Raw genomic sequence first — 12,280 nt, forward strand, 5'->3', positions numbered from 1 at the left:
ATGCGGTCCGACAACTTATATCCTATTGAAGCATGAAGCGTGCCAAGCCTGCGGCAACGCCGTGCCCACCGTTGCGCATGAGCTCATGCACAAATCATTCTTGGGGAAAAAACCAGTTTACCCATAAAATCGCGCCAACCGGGGTGTTGGGCGAGATTTTTGCTCAGCCCGCTTGATCGCACCACCTTGGTGCAAATCACCATCAGCGCACCATCGCAGCGCAGGATACACTGATCCACGATGGTGCACCGCCAGCCAGTGCTCGAAAACGGAACAGAACTCATGACCAAAGAAACTATTTTAGACGTGGCGCGCGAACGTGGTGCCGGCCTGCCCTATGCCGGGGCGGTCACGCCGCAGGAAGCGTTTGCATTGCTGCAGGCCGATCCGAACGTGAAATTGGTCGATGTGCGTACCAATGCCGAACGTGACTGGGTGGGACGGGTGGCGTTGCCCGAGCAGCAACATGTGGCGGTGGAATGGGCCACCTATCCGGGTGGCCAGCCGAATCCGGGATTCGGGCCCCAGCTCGAGCAGCAGGTCGCGGACAAGGACCAGCCGCTGCTGTTCCTGTGCCGCTCCGGGGTGCGCTCGCGCCACAGTGCACGCGTGGCGACTGAGCTCGGCTACAAGAACGCGTTCGACATCCTGGAAGGCTTCGAGGGCGACCGCGACGGCGAAGGCCATCGCAAGACGATCGGGGGATGGTGCAAGGCGGGCCTGCCCTGGGTCGGCGCTTGATCATCCATTAACCAAAAAACCGTCGTTCCCGCGCAGGCGGGAACCTCAGTTTGCATGTATCGTTGCCTACTTATGCATGAGAGGCAGCGCAACGAACTTGGGTTCCCGCCTGCGCGGGAACGACGGTCTTCAGGCTGACAAAAAAACGGGCTTGCCAATAACCCTCTTCAGCGGGCCGGCAATACCATCAGCTGCAGCCCGGACGCGTTGTCCGGCGCACGATATACACGCTGGGTCGCCTTGCGGAAGTCTTCCGGCTTGGCTTCCGGAATGCGCATGAAGGTCTGCGGATTCAGGTCGATCAGCGGGAACCACGAACTCTGCACCTGCACCATGATCCGGTGTCCGCGGCGGAAGGTGTGATTCACGTCGCCCAGGCCGTAGCTGATCGCTTCCACCTTGCCCGGCACGAACGGCTCGGGCTTCTCGTAGCTGTTGCGGAACTTGCCGCGCAGCGGATTGCCGCGCACCAGTTGCTGGAAGCCGCCCAGGTTCACGGCCGGCGGGCCGACGTCCTTGCGGCTGCGCTCAGCTTGTTCACTGGGATAGGCGGCCGGATACACGTCGATCAGTTTCACCACCCAGTCGGCGTCGGTGCCGCTGGTCGACACGAACAGCTTCGGAATCACGCTGCCCGCCACCGTCACGTCTTCTTCCAGCACCTCGCTCTGGTACACCAGCACGTCGGGACGGGTGGCGGCGAAGCGCTGGTCGGACACCATGTATTCCTTCGGCACACCAAGGGCCGGATAGCCGATGTACGGCACCGGGCGGCGCGGGTCGGCCACGTATTCGTCGTAGCCGGCGCCGCTGCTCGCTGCGGGCTGGGTCCAGCTCAGGCTGCCGTTGGCGCCGAAGTACAGCGTGCGCGCCCTGGCCGGCTTCGGCGGCCAGGCGGCGTAGCTGCGCCAGACGTTGGAACCGGTCTCGAACACGGTCACCGGCGCCAGCGCCCTGGCCGGCTTGACGCCCTTCAGGTGCTGCTCGAAGAACGGGAACTGGATCTCGCGCCGGAAGTATTCGCTGGTTTTCGCGTCGAAGCGCACATGGCCCAGGCGGGCGCCATCGCCGCGCGCCCAGCCGCCGTGCACCCAGGGGCCGATCACCAGCGAGTTGCTGGTATTCGGGTTGTGGCGCGCGATCGCGTCGTGGATGGTGAACGGTCCGTGGAAATCCTCGGCGTCGTACCAGCCGCCCACGGTCAGCACCGCCGCCTTGACGTTCTTCATGTGCGGGCCGATGGCGCGCGACTGCCAGAACCCGTCGTAGGTGTCGTGCTCGATGTTCGGCATGAACAGTTCGCGCTGCTTGGCGCTCATGGCGGCGGCAATGTTCGACAGCGTCAGGCGCTTGAGGAAGAAGTCGTAGCCATCCGCTTCGCCGTAGTCGAAGTCGGCCCAGGTCTTGGGCAGCGGGGTCGGGTTCTCGACCGCGGTAAAGGCGGCGTAGAAGTCGAAATTGCCGGCCAGCTTGAAGGCGCCGCCGTGGTAGGAATCGTCGCCCATGTACAGGTCGGCAATCGGCGCCTGCGGCGAGGCGGCCTTGATCGCCGGGTGCGAGTCGATGATGCTGGCGGCGGTATAGAAGCCGGGATAGCTGATGCCGAGGATGCCGACCTTGCCGTTGTTGTTGGGGACGTTTTTCAGCAGCCAGGCCACGGTGTCGTGCATGTCCTCGCTCTCGCGGCCCTCGCCTTTTTCCAGCCTGGCCTTGCCGTGCGGCGTCATTTCCTGCCACCTGCCCTCGGACATATAGCGTCCGCGCACGTCCTGCTCGACGAAGATGTAGCCGGCCTGCTCGAACTCGGGCGACGGGCCGAGCGACTCGGGCATCCAGTCCACGCCGTAACGCAGCTCGCCCTGGGCATGGGTGCCGGCGCTGTACGGGGTGCGTTCCATCAGGAAGGGATAGGCGCGCGAACCGTCCTTCGGCACGTAGACCGTGGTGAACAGGCGCACGCCGTCGCGCATCGGGATCCGGAATTCGTACTTGGTGTAGTGCTCGCGCACGCTGCGTTTGGCGGCAGGCGCTTCATCGGCAGCGTCCCTGGCGACGGCCAATGGCGCAGTTGCGCAGGCGAGCAGGCTGCTCAGGACGAGAACGGAAAACGGACGGCGGATCATGGCTTCCTTCGAAACGGAGAACTGGGCCGCCAGTGTAATCCGATTCCTCAAGGAATGACCATGCTGGAATGCCCAGCCGCTCAGCTCGCTACTTCGGCGATGCAAGGTTCGGCCGCGCGCCAGGCCACGCGGTTGCGCCCCGCGGTCTTGGCCTCGTACAGCAAGCCATCGGCCGCTTCGACCCAGGTCGAGGCGCTGCAATCGTCCTGCGCCGGCCGCGCGGTGAACACGCCCAGGCTGGCGGTGACGTGGCCATACGGACTGTCGGCATGCTCGGTGCCGATGGCGGCGACCGCGCTGCGGATGTTCTCGGCAACCAGGCGCGCGCCCTCCAGGTCGGTGTCGGGCAGGATCACCACGAATTCCTCGCCGCCATAGCGCGCCGCCAGGTCGGTCGGGCGGCGCGTGCCGCCGTCGATCGCACGCGCCACCCGGCGCAGGCATTCGTCGCCGGCCACGTGACCGTAGCGGTCGTTGAACTTCTTGAAGTGGTCGACGTCGATCAGGATCAGCGAACACGGCTGGCCGTTGCGGCGCGCCCGCTCGCGCTCGGCGCCCAGGGTGATCTCGAAGTGGCGCCGGTTGGCCATGCCGGTCAGGCCGTCGCTGTCGGCCAGCACCTGCAGTTCTTCGTTCTGCTGCTCCAGCTTGATGCGCGCGCGGCGCAGCTGGTCTTCCAGCGCCTCGCGCACCTTCAGCTGGCGCACCATGCGCAGCGCGCCCCAGCCCAGCAGCGCCAGCGCCACCAGCACCACGCCGCTCATCTTGACCACCACGATCCACCATTCGTGCAGGATTTCCTCGCGCGAGATGGCGATCGCCACCACCAGCGGGAAACCTTCGACCTTGCGATAGCTGTACAGGCGCTCGACGCCGTCGATCCTGGCGACCCGCATCGCGGTGCCGGCCACGCCCATGGTGCGGTACATGTCGAAGATGGCGATATTGCTGACGTTGGTGCCGACCATCGATTCCTTGAACGGGCGGCGGTACAGCAGCGTGCCGTCGTCGATCGCCAGCACGATGGTGCCGGTCTGGCCGACGTCGAAACTGTCGTAGAAATTGCCAAAGAAACTCAGCTTGAGCGAGGCCATCGCCACGCCGCCAAAGCTGCCGTCCGGGCGGTCGATGCGGCGCGACAGCGGGATGGTAAGAATGCCGGTCGAACGGCTGCGGATCGGCTTGCCGATATAGGTGCCGCGCCCGGCATGGGTCTGGTGGTAGCGGAAATACTCGCGGTCGGCATTGCTGCCCTCGAGCAGGTGCGGCAGCGAGGTAGCCAGCCGTTCGCCGTCGGCGCCGTAGATGAACAGTTCCTGGATCTGCGGCGTCACGGTGGCGATATGGGTCAGGCGCGCGTGCAGGTGCACGGCCGGGGTGCCGTCCGGGCTGCCGGCCATCTCGCCGTTCTCGGCGCGCTCGACCATTTCATCGAGCACCGCATCGCCCAGCTCGATCGTGCGTTCGGCATGCGAGGCCAGCGCCCGCGCCATATTGGCGGTGCTGGTGCCGGTGCCGTCGATCTCGGCCTGGCGCGCGGCGAACAGGCTCCACATGTGCAGGCACACCAGCAGCAGCGAGATACCGCCGATCAACGTGATCGTACGCTTGACCATCGGTTTGCACATCTGGTCCAGACGATCGATATGGGATTGGGAAAAATCTAGCATGGGCGCGGTCGATTATGAGAGGAACGGCGCGGGCCACGTCGATCACTATCGGTCGACCAACTCACGCAACATCCATTTCCACACAGCAAGCAAACACTGTATCACATCCTTTGCCGACTTTTCGCATTTTGCTGATTGCGTGGAATGAATACAACGTTCCTGGACAAGCGCCCTGCCCGGCGCCTTCAGCCCGGAGATGCCGAAGCCTGCGGATCGACCGCCGGGTGAACCGGCACATCCTCGACCTGCGCTCCACCACGTACGCGCTCGCGCACCAGGTGAATATGGCTGCGCAGGCGGTACAGCTCGTCGGCATAGGCGAGCGGCACCGAAATGTGGTTGACCCGGTCTTCCAGCCCGTCCAGGCGCCGGCCCAGGTCCTTGCGTACCGCGTCGCCGGGCGCGGCGCCGCTGTCTTCATAGGCCTGCTCGATGGCGCGCAATTCGCCATACCAGCGATACACGCGCGAGCGCACGCGCCAGACATAGATCGGCGGCACGATCTTGGAGAGCGGGATCAGCAGCGCGGTCAGCGCCACCACCACCACCCACAGCCGCTCGGCAAGGTTCGCCAGCCAGAAGCGCATGTAGCGCTGCAGCAGCGGCGGACCGTCGCGGTAGTAGCGCGCCGCCTCGGGCGCGACCGGAATCTCGGTGTACTTGGGCGATGGGAATTGTCCCTGCTGCTGGAACCAGCCGGCGCCGCCATGGATCTCGCCGGCCGACTTCACCAGCAGGCCCACCAGCGCCGGATGCAATTCCTCGCGCGCCACCAGCGTGGCGGTGGGCGCGATCAGGTGGTAATCCTGGGCCGGGATGTTGCGCCCCAGGTCGACGATCCCGCGCGGCAGCACCACGTGGGTCAGGAACGGCAGGCGCCGGGTATAGGCTTCGGCCTGGGAAAAGTCGAACAGCCGGATGCCGGGCGTTTGCAGCAGCATCTGGATCAGCGGCGCTTCCGGCGCCGAGCTGAACACCAGGCCGTCGATGCGGCCGGCCAGCAGTTCGACCGTGGCCGGGGTGTCGGCCAGGTCGCCGGTCTTCAGGTCTTGCGGGGCAATGCCGTTGGCGTCCAGCACCTGCCGGATCAGGCGCGGCACGCCGGTGCCTTCCGGGCCCAGGTTGATGCGCTTGCCGCGCAGGTCGGTCAATTGGCGTACGTTCGCCCCTTCGCGCAGGAACAGCCACACCGGCTCGGTGAACAGGCTGCCAAGCGAAACCAGGCCAGCGCTTTCGATGTCGTCTTGCCCTGCCTGGTCGGGATCGGTCGAGCCGCTCTGCACGAAGGCGACGTCGGCTTCGCCGCGGCGCAGGCGTTCCAGGTTCTCGCGCGAGCCGAGCGAGCTCTGCAGCGTGACCCGGATCTCGTCCCGGGCCAGCAGTGCCGCATAGCGCTTGCCGAACTGTTCGTAGGCGGAATTTTCCTGGCCGCCCGCCAGGCGCAGGCTGCGCGGCGGGGCCGGGTCGACCCACCAGTAGGCCAGCAATACCGCACCGATCACCAGCAGGATGGTGGGGCCGGAGGCGACGATCAGGTCACGCAGCGAGACGATGCTGAAGTTCTGCAGGCGCGAGGAAACGGCGTTGCGGGCGCGGCCGATGTATCTGGACGCGCCCTGCTCTTTCTTGCTCAACGCACGCACTGGCGCGGCGCCGCCGCGCCTGGCGCCGGGACCGGCGGTTCGATCATCGGCATCAGGCTCGGCGCCAGCGTCACCAGCAATTGCACCGGCAGCGCGCTGGTGAAGTCGTAGTGCTCGGACTGCGGACCGTGCACGTAGGCGGTCATGCTGCCGTAGAAGCGCTCGCCGATGTTGAACACGAAGGCGGCCGAGCGGTTCACGTAGCGCGACTCGATCAGACGGCCGCCGCGCGCATACACGTCGAAGCGCTGGTCGCCGGTGCCGGTCTTGCCGCCCAGCGCGATCACCTGGCCGTCGGCCTGCACGAAGGCGGTTTTCACGCGCTTGGCGGTGCCGTCCGAGACCACGCCCTGGATGGCGTCGGCCACCGTGCGCGCGACTTCCGGCGCCAGCACCTGCTCCTTGCCGCCGCCCTTGTTACGGCGCACCAGGGTTTCGTACGGCGTGTCCTTGGCGAAGTGCAGCGAGTCGATGCGCTCGACCGGTTTGCGCACGCCGCCGTTGACGATGATGCCCATCAGCTCGGCCAGCGCGGCCGGACGGTCGGCCGAGGCGCCCAGCGTGGTCGCGAACGACGGCACCAGCGAGTCGAACGGGTAGCCCATCTTCTTCCACTGGGCGTGGATCTTGAGGAAGGCTTCCACCTCCAAGAGGCCCGCGATGCGCTTGTCCTGGGCGTTCTTGCGGCTGGTCTTGAACAGCCACTGGTAGACCTCCTGGCGCTCCTTGACGCTGGCGGCCGTGACTTCGGACCAGGTCGCCTTCGGATGGGTGCGCAGGTAGCTCACCAGCCACAGTTCGAGCGGGTGCACCGAGGCCACGTAGCCGCGGTCGGCCAGCGACATATTGCGCGGGTCGTACATCTCGTACATCTTCGGGATGCGTTCCGGATCGACTTCGTTGGCGGATGGCAGGGTGGCGTTGATGAAGGCGCCGAACTGGTCCAGCGTGGCGTTCGGCACCACGGTACGGTGTGCCGCCGCCAGCTTGGAAGCCAGCGGACGCACGCCGGAGAACAGCAACTGGTCCACTTCGGCCGGGGTCTTGCCCTTGTACTTGTTCCAGAACTTGGCCAGGAAGTCCTTGCCCTCGTTGTCGGCGAAGCGCGCCAGGTAGGCCGCGCGGCGCGGATCGTTGGCGTCGGCCAGCAGCTGCGCGGACGAGCCCGGCAGCTGGAACATGTAGTAGCGCACCACGTCGCGCATCATGCGCACGAACACCAGGTTGGTCGAATTGCGCAGCGCCTGGTGCACGTCCATGATGCGGCTGTCGTCGAGCTTGCTGAAGTTGCCGAAGGTGTGCAGGCCGCCGCCGGTCATGAAGCGCTCGCCCGGGCTGGCCGAATACTTGCGTTCCATCGCCGCGTGCAGCATCGGCGTGAGGCCGCGATCGGCACCGTCGGGGAGCGCCTTGAAATACTCGAGCGCCCATTGCGACATGCGGTCCTTGGCGTCGACTTCCACGCCCATCAGGCCGATCCGGTCCATCGGCTCGAAGCGCTTGTGCAGCTGGTCGACGATGTCGAGGTAGGTCACCAGGGTGCGCAGCTTGGCGGTCGAGCCGAGATCGAGCTTGGCGCCTTCGTTGATGTCCAGTGGCTGGTCGTAGTTGTCGGTCTGCACCCGCAGGTAATTGACGTGCTCGCCGCGCTCCATCAACGTGAAGCTGTACACCACTTGCGCCGGGTCGCCGTTGCCGAGCAGGCCCTTGCCGGTCAGGCCGGCCTGCTTGGCGTGCTCGGCATCGGTCAGGGCGCGCAGCGCCGCCGTCACCGCCTGCTGGGCGTTGCCGTCCAGGGTCGAGACCACCGACAGATCCAGGCGGTCGACGTTGTACAGGCGCGAGTCGCCGATCAGGTAACCGAGGTGGTTGCGCACCGCGTTGGCGGCCTTGCGCGACACGAACGCGTCGGCCGGCGGCGCCGCCACGCCGCTGTGCAGCGCCGGCTTCAGGCGCGCGCCCAGCGCGGCGTCACGCAATTGCGGCGAGATCACGCCGGCCTGGGCCAGCACGCGCAGGTGGCTGTTGGTCAGCGTTTCCAGGTCTTGCTCGCCGGCGCCCAGGTAATAGGCAGGACGGCGCTGGGCGATCATCAGCGACAGCGCTTCCTTGTAGGCCAGCACTGCATCCGGGCTGGTCATCGGGCCCTTGAGCATGCCGTTGACCTTGTCGAAGTCGCGCCCGTACCAGACCCACAGGCCGTCGCCGATGCCGTTGACTTCGCCATAGCCGCCCTTGGCCGACAGCGGCACCGTGTTCAGGTAGTCGAGCACGATCTGGCGCCGCGCCCTGGACGTGTCTTCGCCGTCCTGGTAGGCGCGCAGCGTGGCCGACGACATCTGGATGATCTTGTCGGTCAGCGAACCGGTGCGCCCTTCCGGCGAGTGGCGGTATTTCTCGATCTGGGTCGCCAGCGTGCTGCCGCCGGCGACGCGCCCGGCGCCGCCCAGGCCGACGCTGGACAGGGTCTTGTCGAACACGGCTTTCGAGAAGCGGTCCCACTCGACTGCCGGGTTGCGGCGCGGGTTGCTCGGGTCGAGCAGTTCGCGGTTCTCGATGAACAGCAGGCTCTGCACCAGCAGCGGCGGCGCGGCGTTGAAGTCGTGGTAGAAGCGCTCCGGGAAGCGCGAAGTGAACAGGGGCTGGGCGCGGCAATCGAGGATCTCGAGGCCGACCTTGGTCTTTTCGTGATAGGTCGCGTACAGGCCGAGGTCGTGCATCTTGACCATCTTGGGCGAGATACGCGCCTGCGCCGCCACCGCGTAGTCGCGCTGGCCGAGGCGTTCCAGGTAGTGCGGCAGGCCGGCGTAGCCGAGGCGGGTGTCGTAGGGGCTGGCGTCCGGGAAGCGGATCGAATCGCTGGGGCCATTGCCCATGCGATAGGTCAGCTCGCTGGCCATGTCGGAGAAGATTTTCGCTTGCAGCCTGGACGTGCGCGTCTCGAGCATTGCCCAGCCGGCCAGCAGCAGGAGCAGCAACAGCAGGCCGAGCGCGAGCCACAGCTTGAAGCGGCGCTTGCGCGGACGCGGTTCCCCGGACGGGTCGGACGGGCCGCCCGGTTCGCCCGGCGCACCGCCGCCCGGCGCCAGGTGCGGGAAGGCTTCGTACAGCGGGACGTCGTTGCCGGCGGCCGGTGCGGCAGCGGACGCGGAAGCGGCCGCACCGGCGGCGAGCGCAGGCGCGCCTGCCGCCGTTTCGCTGGCGGCGTCGATCGACGGCTCGCGGCGCGCGGAGGCTGCGCGTTTGCCGAACACATTACTAGGCCGTGCTAGACGGCGAATACTTTCCATGATGGCTTAACCGGTCTGAATCAAAATGCTTTGCAATCCCCGCCAACCTGCTCGCCATCGGTGTTTGCTGCTGGTCCGTTCGAGTGATTGTGGTCTCTTTAGTTCGCACAATCGGCAGGGCAATCGAACTCCGGATCATGCCCTCCGTAGGCAATATTCCACCACATCAATACGACCGGCGCGAGACGCCGTTTAACATATTTGACGAACACAGAATATTTTCGCAAAAAAACAACGGGCGCCCCGGGCGCAGGGGAACAAGACTTGGCTGGGTGACATCCCTTCTTGCAAATGCGCTATCGCATCTCGGTGCGAGCCTCGCTCAGCGCGTGCCACCATCGCGGTCCAGTGCGTTCAACGCGCCAGCCGCGGCATCGGTGCACAAGCGCGGCAATGCGACGGATCGCCGTTACGGCGCCGGCACTGCTTCCTGCGCGCGCAGCTGTTCCAGTGCCTGCAGGCAGTAATACTGGAACCACAGCCCAGCGAACAGGAAGATCATGATGTACAGCCACACCGACACCATGGCCAGCACCGGGAACAGCAGGATCGAGAAGATCGCGCCGCCCATCCAGGCGATGCCGGGCAGCGCCCCGGCCAGGCCGGAAGCGAAACCGATCGCCAGCAACGGCGTGCGATGGCGCCGCATCAGGGCCTGGCGCTCGGCCGCGCTGGCGTGCGCCGCCAGCGCGTCGTAGCTCATCACGCGCGAGGTCACCCAGGCCCACAGCGCCGCCTGCACCAGCCAGGCCAGCGGCGGCACCGCGTACAGCGGCAGCGTCAGCAGCCACAGCAGGGCAAAGACGATGGTACTGCCGAGGTTGATCCCGAGGCTGCCGAAGAAGCTGCCGCCCTCCTTCTTTTCCAGCTTCGGAAACTGGCGCCGGCCGACGTGGCGCTCGATCGCCGGCATCGCGATCACGCCCATGAACAGCAGGTTGGACGCGATCATCAGCGGCAGCAGCAGCGCGATCGCCAGGAGCGGCACCACCATCACCTTCAGCATGCCCATGCCGAGCATGGCCAGCACGCTGTTGCTGGTCTCGTGGGCGCCGTAGGCTTCGAACGTGCCTTGCAGCCAGTCGATCAGCGGCTGCGCCCCCAGCCACAGCAGCACGCCCCACAGCGCCAGCGACAGCAGCAGCGGGGCCAGCGACAGCAGCAGCATGCCGCCGCTGAACTGCGCACGCAGTGCGCGCCGGTAGGCAGCGAGCACGCCTTTCATGGCGACACCTCGGGCGCGTGGGTGGCTAAGCGGGCGGCGGCGGACATGCGGGCTCCTGATGAGGATGTCGGGATTGTCATTTTACGCACAACTTCGCCGCCGGCAGCCATGGGCTTGCCGCGAACACGATGGCGCCAGCGGGACACGCATGGCGCTTTGGAGACCCATGGACTACAATCGCCGTTCAATCTGAACAACAAGGAAGACCATGTCCACCACCACTACCGATTCTGGCCTGCAATACGAAGAACTGATCGCCGGCAGCGGCGACGAAGCCAAGGCCGGCCAGCACGTCACCGTGCACTACACCGGCTGGCTGCGCAACGACGACGGCACCCAGGGCGCCAAGTTCGATTCGAGCAAGGACCGCAACGACCCGTTCCAGTTCGCGCTGGGCGCCGGCCACGTGATCCGCGGCTGGGACGAAGGCGTGCAGGGCATGAAGGTCGGCGGCCTGCGCCGCCTGACCATCCCGGCCAGCCTGGGCTACGGCGCGCGCGGCGCGGGCGGCGTGATTCCGCCGAACGCGACCCTGATCTTCGACGTCGAACTGCTGGCTGTCTAAGCTTCGCACTGCAGCCGCCGCTGCAGTGTCGACCAATGCGCGCGCCTGCTTCGGGCACGGCGCGTGCATTTGAACTTCCCTTCTAAAATGCGGCCGTTTCAGCCGCCCGCGCGCCCCTCCTGCGCTAAGATGCCTGCCACATTGTCCAAGCGACAATATCGCAATCAACCATCATCACGGGAGTTTCCATGAGCTTGCAGGAACAGTTCAACCAGGCGCAAATCGATTCCAAGAACCTGTCCGAGCGTCCGGACAACATGACCTTGCTGAAGATCTACGCCCTGTTCAAGCAGGGTTCGAGCGGCGACGCCAGCGGCGAGCGTCCGGGCATGACCGATTTCGTGGCGCGCGCCAAGTACGACGCCTGGGCCAACCTGAAGGGCACCTCGCAGGAAGAGGCGCAACAGCAGTATGTCGATCTGATCGAAGAGCTGAAGGGCTGATTGCCGGAAGCTCGGTCGCCTGTACTGTTCAGTCAGGCGCCAGCACATGACTGTCGTCCCCTGCGCGCGGGACGACCTTGTTCACGCCGCCGTAAATACCCGCCGCATCTTGTCCGCCACCTTGGCCTCGATCGCCGGCGCGAACGCCCCCATGAAGAAGCCGAGGCGGATCCGCATCGCCGCACGCTGGTGTTCCAGCGTCAGCGCCCCTTCCACGCCGCTGCGCTCGAAGCGCAATACGTCGCCGTCCCATTTGCAGTCCAGTCCATATTCCGCAGCGATGCGCTGCGCCACCTGCTCGGCCGCCGAACGCGCCGCGTCCGGGCTCAGGCTGTGTTGCTGGACGATGCTAATTTCCGCCATCTAAACAATCCTTCCTAGTCGATTCCACACAATCCGCCATGATGCCACTCGAAGCCGCCTCATGCCAGAGCTCGCTACTCTTGAAGGTGTCGAGCGGCATCAATTGATGAGTCTCAAGGCGTGCCCGGCCCGGCGCGCGACCATGAAAACGCATCCCGTCATTACGCGAGGAGTCGACATGGAATTGCCCGCCTTGATGCCCCATCAGTTGATGCCT

Annotated in this window: 9 protein-coding genes; 3 read left to right on the top strand and 6 right to left on the bottom strand. The window is 65.9% G+C overall.

The features are described 5' to 3' along the window. The first annotated feature begins 282 nt into the window (after positions 1-282). A complete protein-coding gene (locus QPK27_RS03235; RefSeq protein ID WP_290416767.1) occupies positions 283-741 on the top strand; it encodes a rhodanese-like domain-containing protein in 459 nt (152 codons plus the stop codon). Positions 742-908: 167 nt separating this feature from the next. Here QPK27_RS03235 and QPK27_RS03240 read toward each other — a convergent pair whose 3' ends face one another. The 5 genes from QPK27_RS03240 to QPK27_RS03260 form a co-directional block, all read right to left on the bottom strand. Then, positions 909-2,864 carry a CocE/NonD family hydrolase gene (locus QPK27_RS03240; protein ID WP_290416768.1) on the bottom strand — a complete coding sequence of 652 codons (1,956 nt, stop codon included), beginning with the start codon at positions 2,862-2,864 and terminating at the stop codon, positions 909-911. 80 nt (positions 2,865-2,944) lie between these two features. Further along, positions 2,945-4,534: a GGDEF domain-containing protein gene (locus QPK27_RS03245; protein WP_290416769.1), complete on the bottom strand. Its 1,590-nt coding sequence runs from the start codon at positions 4,532-4,534 to the stop codon at positions 2,945-2,947. Positions 4,535-4,719: 185 nt separating this feature from the next. Beyond that, entirely contained in the window at positions 4,720-6,168 is a 1,449-nt protein-coding gene (locus QPK27_RS03250) for a TAXI family TRAP transporter solute-binding subunit (RefSeq protein ID WP_290416770.1), read from the bottom strand. Further along, on the bottom strand, positions 6,165-9,467 hold the full coding sequence (locus QPK27_RS03255; RefSeq protein ID WP_290416771.1) for a transglycosylase domain-containing protein: 3,303 nt from the start codon (positions 9,465-9,467) through the stop codon (positions 6,165-6,167). Before QPK27_RS03255 ends, QPK27_RS03250 begins: the two co-directional genes overlap by 4 nt. 409 nt (positions 9,468-9,876) lie before the next feature. Continuing rightward, on the bottom strand, positions 9,877-10,692 hold the full coding sequence (locus QPK27_RS03260; RefSeq protein ID WP_290416772.1) for an EI24 domain-containing protein: 816 nt from the start codon (positions 10,690-10,692) through the stop codon (positions 9,877-9,879). A gap of 208 nt (positions 10,693-10,900) precedes the next feature. Between QPK27_RS03260 and QPK27_RS03265 the strand changes: the two genes are divergently transcribed. Both QPK27_RS03265 and QPK27_RS03270 read left to right on the top strand, forming a co-directional pair. Beyond that, positions 10,901-11,257, top strand: a complete 357-nt coding sequence (locus QPK27_RS03265) for an FKBP-type peptidyl-prolyl cis-trans isomerase (RefSeq protein WP_290416773.1) — start codon at positions 10,901-10,903, stop codon at positions 11,255-11,257. Between the two features lie 188 nt (positions 11,258-11,445). Further along, entirely contained in the window at positions 11,446-11,700 is a 255-nt protein-coding gene (locus QPK27_RS03270; RefSeq protein ID WP_290416774.1) for an acyl-CoA-binding protein, read from the top strand. Positions 11,701-11,781: 81 nt separating this feature from the next. On the opposite strand, the gene QPK27_RS03275 is transcribed toward QPK27_RS03270, so the two are convergent. Beyond that, on the bottom strand, positions 11,782-12,063 hold the full coding sequence (locus tag QPK27_RS03275) for a polyhydroxyalkanoic acid system family protein (RefSeq protein ID WP_290416775.1): 282 nt from the start codon (positions 12,061-12,063) through the stop codon (positions 11,782-11,784). Positions 12,064-12,280 lie beyond the last annotated feature (217 nt).

The organism is Massilia sp. YIM B02443 (genome assembly GCF_030411955.1).
In the GTDB taxonomy this organism is placed as follows: domain Bacteria; phylum Pseudomonadota; class Gammaproteobacteria; order Burkholderiales; family Burkholderiaceae_D; genus Telluria.

What these genes read in the sequence shown, in the direction of transcription:
- QPK27_RS03235 (WP_290416767.1), top strand. Translation starts at nt 283, where the DNA reads ATGACCAAAGAAACTATTTTAGACGTGGCGCGCGAACGTGGTGCCGGC.
- QPK27_RS03275 (WP_290416775.1), bottom strand. Translation starts at nt 12,063, where the DNA reads ATGGCGGAAATTAGCATCGTCCAGCAACACAGCCTGAGCCCGGACGCG.
- QPK27_RS03240 (WP_290416768.1), bottom strand. Translation starts at nt 2,864, where the DNA reads ATGATCCGCCGTCCGTTTTCCGTTCTCGTCCTGAGCAGCCTGCTCGCC.
- QPK27_RS03245 (WP_290416769.1), bottom strand. Translation starts at nt 4,534, where the DNA reads ATGCTAGATTTTTCCCAATCCCATATCGATCGTCTGGACCAGATGTGC.
- QPK27_RS03260 (WP_290416772.1), bottom strand. Translation starts at nt 10,692, where the DNA reads ATGAAAGGCGTGCTCGCTGCCTACCGGCGCGCACTGCGTGCGCAGTTC.
- QPK27_RS03265 (WP_290416773.1), top strand. Translation starts at nt 10,901, where the DNA reads ATGTCCACCACCACTACCGATTCTGGCCTGCAATACGAAGAACTGATC.
- QPK27_RS03270 (WP_290416774.1), top strand. Translation starts at nt 11,446, where the DNA reads ATGAGCTTGCAGGAACAGTTCAACCAGGCGCAAATCGATTCCAAGAAC.
- QPK27_RS03255 (WP_290416771.1), bottom strand. Translation starts at nt 9,467, where the DNA reads ATGGAAAGTATTCGCCGTCTAGCACGGCCTAGTAATGTGTTCGGCAAA.